This is a genomic window from Candidatus Sodalis pierantonius str. SOPE, from assembly GCF_000517405.1.
Lineage (GTDB): Bacteria > Pseudomonadota > Gammaproteobacteria > Enterobacterales > Enterobacteriaceae > Sodalis_C > Sodalis_C pierantonii.
In genome coordinates this window covers 2,790,954-2,805,645 of record NZ_CP006568.1, presented here as the reverse complement: position 1 = coordinate 2,805,645, position 14,692 = coordinate 2,790,954, and the positions used below count along the sequence as shown (strand labels likewise).

At 53.1% G+C, this 14,692-nt stretch carries 10 protein-coding genes and 8 pseudogenes; 13 read left to right on the top strand and 5 right to left on the bottom strand.

The features are described from left to right. Nucleotides 1–311 precede the first annotated feature (311 nt). Nucleotides 312–1,065: pseudogene (istB, locus tag SOPEG_RS14220) on the bottom strand (IS21-like element ISSoEn3 family helper ATPase IstB). Between the two features lie 11 nt (nt 1,066–1,076). Then, nucleotides 1,077–2,630, bottom strand: coding sequence for an IS21 family transposase (gene istA, locus SOPEG_RS14215; RefSeq protein ID WP_081743018.1), 1,554 nt, complete (start codon nt 2,628–2,630; stop codon nt 1,077–1,079). 133 nt (nt 2,631–2,763) lie between these two features. Here istA and SOPEG_RS14210 point away from each other — a divergent pair. Continuing rightward, nucleotides 2,764–2,947, top strand: a pseudogene (locus tag SOPEG_RS14210) (YgdI/YgdR family lipoprotein). Between the two features lie 45 nt (nt 2,948–2,992). Here SOPEG_RS14210 and SOPEG_RS26480 read toward each other — a convergent pair. Continuing rightward, nucleotides 2,993–3,916 (bottom strand): annotated as a pseudogene (locus SOPEG_RS26480) (IS5 family transposase). Between the two features lie 76 nt (nt 3,917–3,992). On the opposite strand from SOPEG_RS26480, the pseudogene SOPEG_RS27640 reads away from it, so the two are divergent. The 12 genes and pseudogenes from SOPEG_RS27640 to SOPEG_RS26470 form a co-directional block, all read left to right on the top strand. Further along, nucleotides 3,993–4,094 (top strand): annotated as a pseudogene (locus tag SOPEG_RS27640) (IS5/IS1182 family transposase); the annotation flags it as partial. Nucleotides 4,095–4,124: 30 nt separating this feature from the next. After that, a pseudogene (locus SOPEG_RS28830) lies at nt 4,125–4,794 on the top strand (peptidase T); the annotation flags it as partial. Nucleotides 4,795–4,801: 7 nt separating this feature from the next. Continuing rightward, nucleotides 4,802–5,422, top strand: a complete 621-nt coding sequence (yddG, locus tag SOPEG_RS14190) for an aromatic amino acid DMT transporter YddG (RefSeq protein ID WP_236851482.1) — start codon at nt 4,802–4,804, stop codon at nt 5,420–5,422. A 64-nt stretch (nt 5,423–5,486) separates the two neighbouring features. After that, nucleotides 5,487–6,410: an IS5-like element ISSoEn1 family transposase gene (locus SOPEG_RS14185; RefSeq protein WP_025243834.1), complete on the top strand. Its 924-nt coding sequence runs from the start codon at nt 5,487–5,489 to the stop codon at nt 6,408–6,410. Between the two features lie 97 nt (nt 6,411–6,507). Then, on the top strand, nt 6,508–6,828 hold the full coding sequence (locus SOPEG_RS14180) for a drug/metabolite transporter permease (RefSeq protein ID WP_025245834.1): 321 nt from the start codon (nt 6,508–6,510) through the stop codon (nt 6,826–6,828). A gap of 298 nt (nt 6,829–7,126) precedes the next feature. Then, nucleotides 7,127–7,291, top strand: coding sequence for a con-10 family general stress protein (locus tag SOPEG_RS24930; protein ID WP_071882308.1), 165 nt, complete (start codon nt 7,127–7,129; stop codon nt 7,289–7,291). Nucleotides 7,292–7,445: 154 nt separating this feature from the next. After that, nucleotides 7,446–7,607, top strand: a complete 162-nt coding sequence (locus SOPEG_RS24925) for a YqaE/Pmp3 family membrane protein (protein WP_038468801.1) — start codon at nt 7,446–7,448, stop codon at nt 7,605–7,607. A gap of 237 nt (nt 7,608–7,844) precedes the next feature. Continuing rightward, entirely contained in the window at nt 7,845–8,252 is a 408-nt protein-coding gene (locus tag SOPEG_RS14170) for a hypothetical protein (RefSeq protein ID WP_335333776.1), read from the top strand. Between the two features lie 315 nt (nt 8,253–8,567). Further along, nucleotides 8,568–9,617, top strand: coding sequence for an FAD:protein FMN transferase ApbE (apbE, locus tag SOPEG_RS14165; protein WP_025245832.1), 1,050 nt, complete (start codon nt 8,568–8,570; stop codon nt 9,615–9,617). Nucleotides 9,618–9,719: 102 nt separating this feature from the next. Next, a pseudogene (copM, locus tag SOPEG_RS30630) lies at nt 9,720–10,100 on the top strand (CopM family metallochaperone). A 427-nt stretch (nt 10,101–10,527) separates the two neighbouring features. Then, entirely contained in the window at nt 10,528–10,698 is a 171-nt protein-coding gene (locus SOPEG_RS28540; RefSeq protein WP_162149703.1) for a hypothetical protein, read from the top strand. A 183-nt stretch (nt 10,699–10,881) separates the two neighbouring features. After that, nucleotides 10,882–12,095 (top strand): annotated as a pseudogene (locus SOPEG_RS26470) (IS256 family transposase). 816 nt (nt 12,096–12,911) lie between these two features. Here the strand turns inward: SOPEG_RS26470 and SOPEG_RS14140 are convergent. After that, nucleotides 12,912–13,307: a helix-turn-helix domain-containing protein gene (locus SOPEG_RS14140; RefSeq protein WP_025245830.1), complete on the bottom strand. Its 396-nt coding sequence runs from the start codon at nt 13,305–13,307 to the stop codon at nt 12,912–12,914. 143 nt (nt 13,308–13,450) lie between these two features. After that, nucleotides 13,451–14,672, bottom strand: a pseudogene (locus SOPEG_RS14135) (glycosyltransferase family protein). Nucleotides 14,673–14,692 lie beyond the last annotated feature (20 nt).

Genomic DNA, 14,692 nt, shown 5'->3' with positions numbered 1-14,692 from the left:
CGCAGAAATGACGCGCATTTGCCCCGATGCGGCTTAATTTGTGACCCTGAGCGCCAGAGAACAGCGAATTTGCTTTGCGCCGCCGATGGGTAAAGCCACGGTAAATATCTTGTTGGCCCGCAATGTCCCGAAATAATCCGCCGCTATACTCGCAAAAAATTAGCGATGCCGCGAGTTTGCGCTAAAATTATTGCAGATTCCGACGTATCCGATCAGCTGTTCCGGCGACATCCGAACAGTTATTCCGATATTTTCCGATCACCCATTCCAGTGATATTCGATCACGTGTTCGCTCATCTTCTGACTCGGGTTTAGTCTATTTTTCCTGTGCTGGCTACTCCTTGCTCTTTGCGTAGTGATTCGTCTTTAAGTTCCAGTCTATAGCTGGGGTGTACTAACCGATCGAGTAACGCGTCAGCTGTCGTGGGGTTTTCTATCAGTCCATACCATTTTTTCACCGGCAGTTGACTGATCAGGATGCTGCTGCTTTTGTCGTAGCGATCTTCCATCACCTCCAACAGCATCGTTGCCTGCATCGGACTTATTGATTCTAGGCCCACGTCGTCCAAGATCAGTAACTCTATTTTTTCTAACTGCTTAAGCTGTTTTAGATAGGTCCCGTCTACCTGACACTGGTGAAGATGGGCCAGCAACCGACCCACTCGCCAGTAACGCACGCTATATTGCTGCCGGCATGCCTGCTCACCAAGCGCACAACTGAGCCAGGTTTTGCCCGTACCTGTCGGCCCCGTGATGAGTATGCTTTTCTGATATTTCAGATATTGTCCCCCCCCCTAGCAGATCTCGCATCTGTTCTGGTGTCACTCCTCGGCTAGGGATATAGCGGATATCTTCCGGTTTTGCCTGAAAGCGCATTTGCGATTGCCGTCGCAGACGGCATATGTGGTTGTTTTTTCTATGCAAATTTTCCGATTCTACCATCAGCGACAACCGCTCCTCGAACCCCAGCTCCCCATAACTCCCCGGGAGTTCGCGTTGCGTCTCCAACGCCTGGACCATTGCCGACAACTTCAGCTCTCGCAGAGCCATTAACAGTGTATCCATATTTATTCTCCTTAGTGATAACTGTCCGGACCTCGGAGGTTTTCGTGAACCAGCATTGATACGCCGGCTCCGTCCTGGGTGACCTCACTTTCACGACCGTGTTTCAATACGTTGGCTATGAAAGAGCGGTTAATGCATCCTTTCTCCAACGCCAGCGCGCAGGCCTTCTCCAGTCGCGTCGTCTCATAGCGCCGTTGCAGATTATTGAGTAGCCCCAGCACGGAGCGGTAAGCCTGCTCCGGATGGGCTTTGCTCTTTTGGATGGACTCGACCACTTTCAGTGTGCACACACCCACCGACAGCGCCCAACTGCACAGCCTTTCCGGCGTCCACTGACTCTGCCCCTTATGATTAGCCGGCATGTGCGCCGCCTGAGTCGTGTGCCTATAGGCGTTATCGCTGCGAGGGTGCGTAGCCACGCAGACGCCCTTATGGTGGATTTGCACCAGCCGTTGGGTGGCGATGACGTCAACGCGCTCGCCAACCAGCGGATGCGGCACCGAGTACCAGTTTTTGCCGTAGTCTATGTGGTAATCAGGTCCCACTCGGGCAACGAGATACTCACTGTATTCCCATTGTGTGGGCGGTAGAGGCCCAAAAGCCGGTTTGTCCAGCTGCTCGAAGCGTGCAAGGCGACTTTGTCCGCCGTAATGACGCATCGGGCGCAGATTCAACTCATGATTGAGTTCTCGTATCACCTGGTTGAGTTCGGCCAGCGAGTAGAACCTACGTTTACGCAACCGGGCCAAAACCCAGCGTTCTACCAGCTGCACAGTTGATTCTGCCTTCGCCTTGTCTTTCGGTTTTCTCGGGCGCGCCGGTAGCACCACTGTCTCATAGTGATTTGCCAGCGCCTGGTAGCTCTGGTTTATGACCGGCTCATAGCGGTCAGGGGTGCTGACAGCGCTGCGCAGATTATCAGGTATCATCAGCTCCGGAACCCCACCCATGAAGTGCAGGCAGCGGCTATTGGCGTTGAGCCACGATGCCATGTCCTGGCCTTCGCAGGCTTCGATATACGCATAGCCTGACACGCCCATGGCAGCGACGAAGATAGCGACCTGGCGTATGCTACCGGTCGCAGGGTTGACGATAGGTACGGTGGGGCCACAGAAGTCGATGAAGAGCTTTTCGCCAGCCTTGTGCTCCATGCGCATGGAACGCCGCTGCTTCTTTTTCCAGTCACGGAACAGTGCACAAAACTGTGAGTAACCGAGGGCATCACCGCCCACGGCGGACTGATATTCCATCCAGAGCAGCTGCTTGGTCATGCCCTTGCGGCTTAACTCGGTATCGATATCAAGCCAGCTGGGTAAGGTATTGATAACTTTTCCGGATTTGCCGGGATAGAGCAGGCGGTCGAGGTCGACAGGGGACAGTTCCGCCGGCAATGGCCAGACCAGGTTAGCTACCGTGAATCGGCCGAGGATATCGTGCACGGTAGTACAGCCTATGTCGAGCGCTGCTGCGATAGTGCGATTCGAGCGACGCTGCTCGAATTTCATACGTAAGACATTAATATAGATGCACATTTCCGTTCTCGCTTTCTTCTTTTTACGTGCCATGCCATGCCCCCGGAAGCTAAAAGTCTCCAGAGTATGGCGGAACAGAAGATGAGCGATCGGACAGAATCGGAATCAGTGATCGAATGTGACCGGAACCAGCAATTATTGCATGTCTGATAAAAAGGAGTGGGTTATGAAGAAAGTATTCTCTATGTTATCAGTGGTAATTTTTTCGGCCTTTATCGCCGGTTGCTCAAGTAACTACGCTATGCACACCAACGATGGCAGAACTATCGTCAGCGATGGCAAGCCCAAGGTCGACGATCAGACCGGGATGATTCAGTTATAAAGATGCCAACGGTACTACGCTTTGTTGAATAAATCCGAAATTTGTGACGACTTCCTCCCTATCAGGGCGATTGTTACATGATGCGGACGCTGTTTGGCATTCCTAACAGCGTGATCCGGTTAAGCGCTTTGACCATTGCCATAGCCTCACCTACCTGCGCGTCATAGTCATGCAGACTCAGATGACCACCCAGAAGTGTTTTAAACCGGAACATGGCCGTTTCAGCCAGTGAACGCCGGTGATAACCTACTTTCTTTTTCCAGGTATCGTTATTGCCGCTCAGATGCTGATTTGCCACCGCATGGTTACACTCATGGTATCGAGCTGGCCAATATTGCGCACCACTTCGCGGTGGGATAAGCGGCTTTATTTTTTTCCTCAGCAGAGCATCATGACAGTAACGCGTATCGTAAGCACTGTCAGCCGACGCTTCCCTGATTTTCCGGTGGGTTTGGTTAATCAGCCCGGGCAGCGCCTGCGCATCTATCGTACCGCTTAGCGATAAATCGGCACAGATAATTTCATGTGTCGCGCTATCTACTGCCAGATGAAGCTTGCGCCATACTCTGCGCCTCTCAGCCCCATGCTACCAGACTTTCCATTCGCCTTCGCCGAAGATTTTCAGGCCGGTGCCATCGATGACCAGGTGTGAGATTTCGCCGCGGGTTGGCGTTTTTATGCTGATGTCGACGGTTTTTGCTCGCCGGCTGACCAGAGAGTAATCTGGGCAGCGCAGCGACAGCCCCATCAGTTTAAAAATCGCGTCAACGAAACCCTGTAACGCCCGGAGCGAAAGGTTAAACACGCGCTTTATCATCAGAACTGTGGTAATGGCCATATCGGTGTAGTGAAGCGGCCGGCCACGATGTTCAGGTGGTGTATTCTCAGTCCATGCAGCAATGGCTGACTCATCAAGCCATACTGTCAGGTCCCCCCGCTGCCTGAGTGCATTGTTGTATGCGGGCCAGTTGGTGATTTTAAACTTTTGCTTTGCCATAGGGACCTGATGTTGAAACGAATGTAGTGATCAGAGCCGCCAGTCACCTAAAAGTTCGATTTATTCAACAAAGCCTCTGCATGACTATGACGCGCAGGTAGGTGAGGCTATGGCAATGGTCAAAGCGCTTAACCGGATCACGCTGTTAGGAATGCCAAACAGCGTCCGCATCATGTAATAATCGCCCTGATAGGGAGGAAGTCGTCACAAATTTCGGATTTATTCAACAAAGCACATCGATTGCTGTGAACAGGGCGAGGTGGTTTATGAGAACTTTAATACCGCCGCCGCCACGGTTGTTTTCACCGGTGTTACCGCGCATCCTATTGGCGGCCAAAGGCGTGATGGTCAATCCTATCCTGATGGCTCATGACTTTATCGGCTGCTTCGACCGCGTGCAGACGCCCGAAACTACGGCGTTGCGGGAGGGCTATTTTTGGGTCAACGCCATGAGCGCCAATGCACATCAGGCGACGCTAACGGTGGCGGTGCGTGATTTTGATCGGCAAGCTTTTAATGATCGAAAACAACAGGTCCACGCCGCGGCGGCTGAAATAGGCCGACGCTATCCTAGCGGCGACATTACGGTAACCATGAGCGACATCTATAGCAATATCAGTAATGCGCTTGGGGAAGATCGGCGCGCCATTGATCTACTGCTAAGCGCGCTGGATACGCTGGCGATCGCGCCCCAAATTATCTCCATGCGGGGCGGCACCGATGGTGCGGCGCTGTCCGCCAAAGGGTTATTCACGCCAAACTATTTCACCGGCGCCCACAATTTTCACTCACGTTTCGAGTTTTTACCCGTCAGCGCCTTTGTTAACAGTTATGCGCTGACCCGACAAATTTGTCTGCTTGCCGCCGCGGCAGGTTAACCGGTGGTTGGACAGCCGCCGGGACGCCTCCGGCGGCGGCGTTGTCAAACAGGGAAAAGAGGAAACCCGTCCTATCATGCCAATGGTTTATTCGCGTAATGGCGCCACGCTGTTAGGCGGTGCGGCGATTTTACTTTGGAGCACCAGCGTCGTGCTGATGCGCGATATCAGTGAAGCGTTAGGGGCAGCGGGTGGAGCCGCGATGCTGTATAGCGTGAGTACGGTGTTTTTATTATTACTGATTGGCTGGCCGAAATTGCGCGGTTGTTCCCGCGGCTATTTGTGCTGGGGCGGGTTGCTGTTTGTTGTTTATGAAATCTGCCTGGCGCTGTCCCTGGGCTATGCCAGCGCTCGTAGCCAAGCCATCGAATTGGGCATGATAAACTACCTCTGGCCCTGTTTGACCGTGATGCTGGCGATTGTGATGAACGGCCAGCGCGCAGGACCTGCGGTCTATGCCGGGTTATTACTGTCTCTTTTCGGCATCGACTGGTTAATGTGTGGTCACGGCACCTGGACGCCGCGCCATATGCTGCACAATATCAGACAAAATCCCCTCAGTTATACTCTGGCGTTCAGTGGGGCGATCGTTTGGGCACTCTATTGTAACGTTACACGGCTTTGTTGAATAAATCGAACTTTTAGGTGACTGGCGGCTCTGATCACTACATTCGTTTCAACATCAGGTCCCCATGGCAAAGCAAAAGTTTAAAATCACCAACTGGCCCGCATATAACAATGCGCTCAGGCAGCGGGGGGACCTGACAGTATGGCTTGATGAGTCAGCCATTGCTGCATGGACTGAGAGTACACCACCTGAACATCGTGGCCGGCCGCTTCACTACACCGATATGGCCATTACCACGGTTCTGATGATAAAGCGCGTGTTTAACCTTTCGCTCCGGGCGTTACAGGGTTTCGTTGACTCGATTTTTAAACTGATGGGGCTGTCGCTGCGCTGCCCAGATTACTCTCTGGTCAGCCGGCGAGCAAAAACCGTCGACATCAGCATAAAAACGCCAACCCGCGGCGAAATCTCACACCTGGTCATCGATGGCACCGGCCTGAAAATCTTCGGCGAAGGCGAATGGAAAGTCAGGCAGCATGGGGCTGAGAGGCGCAGAGTATGGCGCAAGCTTCATCTGGCAGTAGATAGCGCGACACATGAAATTATCTGTGCCGATTTATCGCTAAGCGGTACGACAGATGCGCAGGCGCTGCCCGGGCTGATTAACCAAACCCACCGGAAAATCAGGGAAGCGTCGGCTGACAGTGCTTACGATACGCGTTACTGTCATGATGCTCTGCTGAGGAAAAAAATAAAGCCGCTTATCCCACCGCGAAGTGGTGCGCAATATTGGCCAGCTCGATACCATGAGCGTAACCATGCGGTGGCAAATCAGCATCTGAGCGGCAATAACGATACCTGGAAAAAGAAAGTAGGTTATCACCGGCGTTCACTGGCTGAAACGGCCATGTTCCGGTTTAAAATACTTCTGGGTGGTCATCTGAGTCTGCATGACTATGACGCGCAGGTAGGTGAGGCTATGGCAATGGTCAAAGCGCTTAACCGGATCACGTTGTTAGGAATGCCAAACAGCGTCCGCATCATGTAACAATCGCCCTGATAGGGAGGAAGTCGTCACAAATTTCGGATTTATTCAACAAAGCGACGTTACACGAAAGTACGCCGGCGGCAAGAATGGCGTAGCGATGTTCTTTTTGGCCATCTCTTTACTGCTGTGGCTAAAATATGGACTCAGCCAAGACGCGACATTAATATTCACCAGTCGGATCATTCTGCAACTTCTGGTGACCGGCGCCATTATGGGAACGGCTTACGCGGCGTGGAACATCGGTATTATTCAAAACAATATGACGCTTTTGGCCACCGTCTCCTATTTTACTCCCGTGCTCTCGGCGGCGTTCGTCAGCCTGTGGCTGGGCGTCGCGTTAACCCCGGCTTTCTGGCAGGGCGTGGTGATGGTCTGCGCGGGATCGCTTATTTGCTGGTGGTTTACCCGACGAGCCTGATGAGTCCGGCAAAACGGGGTGGGGCAAGCGCCGAAATGCCTGCTATTCCGTTTTCGGCGGATGATGCGTCTCATCGCGGCGCGATTCTGGCGATAAATTAATGATCAAAGGTTAATTATCATCTAATCAATCGTATAGGGCATTTACCGCCATCCCCCGCGTTTGGCCTTCTGGCGAAAGAGTGCACGGCTGACTACGCTTTCACCATTGATGACGCGATAGAACGCGTTGTCAATATCAAAGCACAACACGGGTTGTTGCTAATGACACAATGTCATGTCCATTAATGGAGGCTATTATGGCTGAACATCGCAGCGGTTCCGGAAATTTTGCTGAAGATAAACAAAAAACGTCTGAAGCGGGTAAAAAAGGGGGGCAACATAGCGGTAGCGGCGGCTTCAAAAATGACCCGCAAAAAGCCTCGGAAGCAGGAAAAAAAGGCGGCATGCATAAAGGGAAATAATGCCGCCCGTCCCGGCGGACTGCGCCGAATTTTCACAGGCAATAACACCGCCAGCAACGTCTGGCGGTGACACATTTTCTATCTTCCCCCCGCGGTTTAGGGCGTCACGTCGATGGCATCGCATTATAGGAAATTCTGACAATCAGGAGTAGATATAGATTTCGTCAAAGTCATTTTCGCTATTATCTTACCGCCGGTCGGCGTTTTCATGGAAGTGGGATTGCGCGGCGCTTTCTGGCTCAATATTTTACTGACTTTTCTGGGCTATATTCCCGGTATAGTCCATGCGGTGTGGGTCATGGCCAGCCGCCGCTGATTACGCCTTAACCCGTCTTGAGAGCGTCTTGGCATACCCGTCGTCTGTCGCACTCGATAACCTCCAGCCGTTCGCGCGCCACTATTGTCTATACTCATCCTAATCAGGCGCTAACCAGGCAGGTGCGCGCAACGCCGGCCCAGAGCGGCGGGGACTTTATTTGTCGGTGCAAACCGGCCTATGATGGGACTCAGCCTTAGGCGCTGTGGAGCCCGACGTGAAGACCCTATCGGACCGTTGCTGCCGACGCTGCCGGTGAAAGACCGCGATCGGTCGTTTTCACCCTCGACCGTGGAGCAAGCCATCTTAGTTTGGCTGTTTATTTGTCACGCAAGGGAAATCATTATGGCGAACGATCCCCACTATCAGGTCCTGCTGGACCGTATTGAAGCGCTCGAGGCTCGGGAACGTCAACTTACGGTGACGTCTCATGCCTATCAGGTGGTGTTGACTACCATCTTGGTTAATCTTGATGTCCAAACCCGTGATCGGATCATTACCATGGTGGATGAAGCACATGAAATCGCCTATTCCCAAGCGGTAAACCGCAGCGACCGGCACCTTTCGGAGGTCATCAAAGGCGCGGATGAGGTAGTACAACGCATGTTCAATTATGCTCAGGGCAATCCGCATTCAGGGCTCTGAGATTCATGGAGTTGATCCCTTTGACACTGGCTACCCGGCGCACGGCTTCAGGCTAAAACACGCGGGGCTAAAGACTCCTTTATCCCGTCAAGTCGCCCCCGCGCGGGCATCCCTCCTGCCCGAAGCGCGTGTATAGGGCCGGGAGCTCTGCCGCGCGCCGCAGCCCTGCCTATCAATATTACCGACTTCTTATGCACTCAGGTCATGGCTTTTGCGCGTTGACTCAGGCAGCATATTGACTGTTTTTGCCGCTGGGTGATTTTTCAGGCCGATGAGAGGCGTTGGGCGGTAATATTGGCCATTTAAGGATATGTTATGACCAGATTTTCAGGGGTAGTAATGGCAACGTTAATGTTGCTCTGGGGATGCGACGGCGCCCCCGCGGTGGACCAGGCACAGCCCTGGCGTGCCGAAGGAAAAATCATGGGCACCTATTATCGCGTGCTGGTGGCGTCCCCGCCCGCCGCGGCCTTGCCAGGTCTCAACGAAGCGATAGAACGGCAGTTGGCACAAGATAATCATCAAATCTCGACCTGGCAAGATGACACGATTTTGTCTCGTTTTAACCGCTATCGGGGAACCGAGCCGCAGCCCATTACCGCGGGCATGGCGGATATTGTCTCCACCGCGCTGCGTATTGGCGCGAAAACCGGCGGCGCGATGGATATCACCATAGGGCCATTGGTCAACCTCTGGGGGTTTGGTCCGGAGAAACAGCCGTCAATGACCCCTGACGCCCGGCAAATCGCAAACGCGCGCGCGCGCGTTGGTTTGGAACATTTGCGGCTTATCGAAACCGACAAGGGACAGTGGCTGCAAAAAACGCTGCCAGACCTGTACGTGGATCTTTCCACCGTGGGCGAGGGGTATGCGATCGATCATCTTGCCGCCTTGCTGGAGCAGCGCGGTATTACCCGTTATCTGGTGTCGGTGGGGGGGGCTGTGTTGACCCGCGGTTTGTCGCCCAGCCAACAGCCCTGGCGGGTGGCCATACAGCACCCCACCGATGAAGCCGTGGCGGCGGAAGCCATCGTGGATTTGCAGGGACACGGCATCAGCACCTCTGGCAGTTATCGTAACTATTATGAGCTTAACGGCAAGCGCATAAGCCACATCATTGATCCCGTGACCGGCAGGCCGATAGATCACAAACTGGTGTCGGCGACGGTTATCGCCACAACGGCGCTGGAGGCGGACGGTTGGGATACCGGTTTAATGGTGCTTGGTACGGAAAAAGCCAAACAGCTGGCGTTGCGCGAAGGGTTGGCGGTGTTTTTGATTACCAAAAGCGACAACGGATTCACCACATGGATGTCGCCGCAGTTTTCCTCTTTCATTATCTCGCGTAATGATAAGGATGCCTAACGTCGTCGCGGTAGGGATGAGAGCCTGACCTTGACAATAGCCCTGCGCTCGGTAAGCCTTAACAGGCTTACTCCTTAGGAAGTGACACGTAAGGAAAATAGTATGCGTAAATTGCCTTTCTTTCCACTGCTAATGTTGATGATCCCCTTACTGGCTGGTGCCGCCGATACGCACCATGAGATGGCCAGGATGAATGAAGAAAATAACTCGGGAACGCTTTCCGCCGCCAGTAAAGCTTAACTGGATTCAATGAAAAACATGCATGAACAGATGGATGCCGGCGTAAGAGCCGACGATACGGACGTGGCTTTCGCCCAAGGGATGATCCCGCACCACGAGGGGGCTATCTATATGGCTGAAGTGGAGCTCAAATACGGCAAAGATCCGGCGATGCGTAAGCTGGCTGAAAATGTCATCAGCGCGCAGAAGGCGGAAATTGCGACCATGCAGCAGTGGTTAGCGGCGCACGGTCAGAAAAAATAGCGCCTGGAGGCGTGCAGGCCGTTGACGCTGGCTCGGCGGCCCTGCTTTCGGCCGTGGCGGGCTGAACCCGGCTTGCAATCCCGGCTGAGGTTTGGTAAGTCTAACCATGCCCGTGTATGATCGGGAATCTTTTGGTAACCCATCTTCCACCCACAAGTAAGCGAGGCGTTTATGAGCAGAGGTAAAGATAAAGCCGCCAAGAAGAAACCAGAGAAGACACTGAAGGAAAAACGTGCAGACAAAAAGAGCAAGAAGGAGCTCGATATTTGAGCCGTTTGTTCACTGCGGTCAACCCGGCACGAAGCCGGGTTTTTTATTGCCGGCAGATCGTCTCCGCGAGACGCTTGCGTGGCCATAAAGCCCTGGGTGATAAAAATCAGTCTGGAAAACCGTTATACTGCCCTCATGACTTTCAGGAGATAGCGCGATGAACGACGATATATTTGAATTTGATATTGACGCCGAACTGGCCAAAGCTGAAAAAAACGCCGAAAAAAAGCTGATGAAGTGCCGGAGCCGCTGTCGGCGGAAGACGATTGCGAAGGGTGTAAAATTTAATCAGCGGGGCGGCGGGATGGCCGCAGCGCCAAATGGCTGATGGTCTGATGATCTGATGGTCTAGTATTCTGATAGCCTGATGGCTAATGGCTGATAATTCATGCCTGCTGGGCTGACAGACCGGGCTAAAACTTCTGCCATCACGGCCGTCGAGCCTGTTTAGAAATTTGTGTATTTGCCTGATTTTGATATGTTCAATCCAACATCAAAAACAGGTTAATTTATGGACGAAAAACAGTTGCAGGCTCTGGCTAACGAACTGGCCAAAAATCTCAAAACCCCTGAAGATCTCAGTCAATTCGATCAGCTACTGAAAAAAATCAGCGTCGAAGAAGCTCTCAATGCCGAAATGACCCATCACCTCGGCTACGATAAAAATCAGCCTAAACCGGGGACCAACGCCCGCAACGGCTATTCCACAAAAACCGTTACCACTGGCGATGGTCCGCTGGCGCTGCGTACTCCGCGTGATCGTGACGGTTCCTTTGAACCGCAACTGGTGAAGAAAAACCAGACCCGGATTACCGGGGTGGATAACCAGATTTTATCGTTGTACGCCAAAGGGATGACCACCCGCGAGATCGCCGCCGCGTTCAAAGAGCAGTATGACGCCGATGTTTTGCCGGCGCTGGTCTCAAAGGTCACCGATGCGGTCATGGAGTAGGTTGTCGAATGGCAAAACCGGCCTCTGGATGCAGTCTATCCCATTGTTTATCTTAACTGTATCGTTCTAAAAGTCCGGCAGGACAGCCGCATCATCAACAAATCTATGTTCCTGGCGCTGAGCATCAACATCGAAGGCCAGAAAGAGTTGCTAGGTATGTGGCTGGCCGAAAATGAAGGCGCAAAGTTCTGGCTGAACGTGCTGACAGAGCTGAAAAACCGCGGCCTGAACGATATCCTTATCGCCTGCGTAGACGGGCTGAAAGGTTTCCCTGACGCTATTAACGCGGTGTATCCGGAGGCGCGGCTCCAGCTGTGTATCGTGCATATGGTGCGCAACAGCCTGCGGTTCGTCTCCTGGAAGGACTACAAGGCCGTCACCCGCGACCTGAAAGCTATCTATCAGGCCCCTACGGAAGAAAGCCGGCTTGCAGGCGCTGGAAGCGTTCTCCAGTGCCTGGGACGGACATCCGCTACCCGCAAATAAGTCGAAGCTGGCAGGCAAACTGGGCCAATCTGGCCACGTTCTTTGCCTACCCAACGGACATCCGCAAGGTGATCTACACGACCTACGCCATCGAGTCGTTAAACAGCGTGATCCGGCATACCATCAAAAAGCGCAAGGTGTTCCCGACCGACGACGCAGTGAAAAAGGTGGTGTGGCTGGTGATACAGGCGGCCTCACAGAAATGGACAATGCCTTTGAGGGACTGGCGCATGGCAATGAGCCGCTTTATTATCGAGTTCGGTGACCGCCTGGACGGTCACTTCTGAGAAAAGGCATTTACACAGAATCCGGTACGGGCTCCGGCCGTCAGTTCGATGAGGCCTCGGTGCCAGGATTGAGTGCGCCGACGGGTCTTCCAGGCCTGCCGGTCATCATGCGCTTATCGCCTTGCCGGCTATTCTGTCCGTCCCCCCTACACATAATCAAGGTGGTTACCGCCGCCTTTTCCGCGCCCGCATGCCTCGAACCTCTGCAGCTATTCTTTCCCGCCGCATCCGTCCCGTCCTGCTACTGCCCCTGCGGCCGTCGGTACCTGCATCATTGCGTAGCGTACCCACACCCGGATGTTTGTGCGCCGCCTGCTAACCAGCCCGCTAAAATGGGGATGCTTTATCCGAGGTGGCTAAAGCGCGCACGGTTTTCGCCTTTGCCCCATCGCGCGCCGCAGGGTTATGTTTATTTTTATCAAACTTTTGCTTCATTTTTTTGGCAAGACATTCGCGGTCGCAAAAAGGGGCTCTGGGGGCTGTCGCCACGCCAAAAGGCGCTAGAGGGCAAGATCAGGCCACGGGTCGTGGGGAAGGTAACGGGGTACGTTATGGCTGTTAGATGAGGAATAATACACTAATCTATTGTTATTATTCATTTAAATCAGACACGGTGCCGAAGCGCGGTATCAAAAAAAGCCCGCCATTGACGGGCTAAAAGATCTCAAGTTACACCAGGGAAATTTTCTACTACTGGATTATAGTACGCTATTCGCCATCAAATGCTATTCATAAAAGTTCTTTTTTTATTCAATTATATCAATTTGTTTTAATGATTAAGAGAATGAAAACATTTGGCTCGGCGGTGAGGCTGTGCTAACGCGTGGGATTGCGAGGAGGCGGTATGTGCAGCGGCGGCGTGAGCCGCAAGGGCAGGGCGGGATCGTTGCGGCAGGCCTGCGGCGTGACACCAAAATATTTTTTAAATAGCGTGGTGAATTGCGATTGGGAATTAAACCCGTAGGATACCGCGATATCAAGAATGCGCTCGTCAGAATTTCGTAGCCGGAGTACGGCTTCGGTCAATTTACGTTCGCGGATGTAGTGGCCAATGGCCATGCCGGTAGTGGCCCGAAAAATGCCCTGCATATGCGAGACGGAGTAGCCGGAGCGGGCGGCGATTTCCGGTAAAGCGATATCGCGATCCAGATGATCCTCAATCCAGTCTGCAAGGGCGGCCACCAGAGGTTCATTAGGTTTCAATTCGCGCATAGCGGGTCTAATCCGATTGACTGACTGATAGGTCGTCAGGGAAACGCTGCGGCGCATCCTGGCCGCATGGGTCCCTGCCGCCACCGGGGGTGCAGAGTTAACAAAAAGGGCCGGGATCCCGGCCGGCGTCGCGGCGCTGAACGTTAGACATTCCCTCTATTGTCTTCTTCGACCGCATCATAAATACGCTGCATGATATCCGGAAAGGCGGACTGCGCGCGGCTCCAGCTTGGGATGAAAGGTTTATCGTTCGGCCGTTCGATAAACGCCTGGCCGGCGTCGAGTATGCACTGCATAAATAATTCCACCGCGGCTTCTTCGCTGTGCTGGTCGAAACTCAAGCCGTTCATGATAGCATCATGATGATAAAAATCCAAAATATCCAATGCGTTACGATAATAGGTGGCTTTTAGCACGCGAAAAGAATCGCTGGTGAGGTTCACTCCCATCGTCGCCAGTTTACGATAAAGTGATTGGATAATATCGTTACTCATCCGTTTCAGACCGCCCGAACCATCCTCTTCCGCCAGCGGCTGATGTTTATGATCGTAATTATCGGCAATTTCAACCTGACAAATGTGATTGGGTGAGTAATTGCGGTAGATTTCCGACAACAGGCCGATCTCCAGCCCCCAATTGCCAGGGATCTTCATATCGTGCATGACCCGGGTACGCATCGCGAATTCGCCGGACAACGGGTAACGAAAGCTGTTCAGGTAATCCAAATATTCTGATTGTCCATACACGTTCTCCAGCGAACGCAAAAGCGGCCCCACCAATAGGCGCATCACGCGGTCGTTCATCTTGCCATTGGCGACACGTGCGTAAAACCCTTTACAGAATTCATAGCTGAAACGGGGATGCACGACCGGATAGAGTAAGCGCGCCAGCATGCCGCGGTCATAGGTGACGATATCGCAGTCGTGCAGGGCAACCGCCAAGGTGCGATCCGAGGCCAGCGTGTAGCCGGTACAAAACCAGACATTGCGTCCCTTACCCGGTTCGGTGGAGGAATAAACCCTCTTTTTCCAATTCGGCATCAATGGCTTTCAACCGCGGCCCATCATTCCATAAAATACGATGGTGCTGCGGCAAGCGAGAAAAAAATTCTCGGGCGTGAAGGAACTGCTCGCGGTCGGCGCGATCCAGACCGATGACTATTTCTTCCAGGTAAGGGACCCGCGCTAATTCGTCTATGATATGGGTGAGTGCCGGCCCCTCGAGTTCGGAAAATAGCGAAGGAAGGATAAGCCCCATTTTTCGTTTGCGGGAGAAGCCGATGAGTTCGGTCTCCAACTCTTCCACTTTCCGATCGGACAGATTATGGAAATTGGCAATAATTCCGTTTTGGTGAAAATCGCTCATAAAACAACCCCCAATGGCTA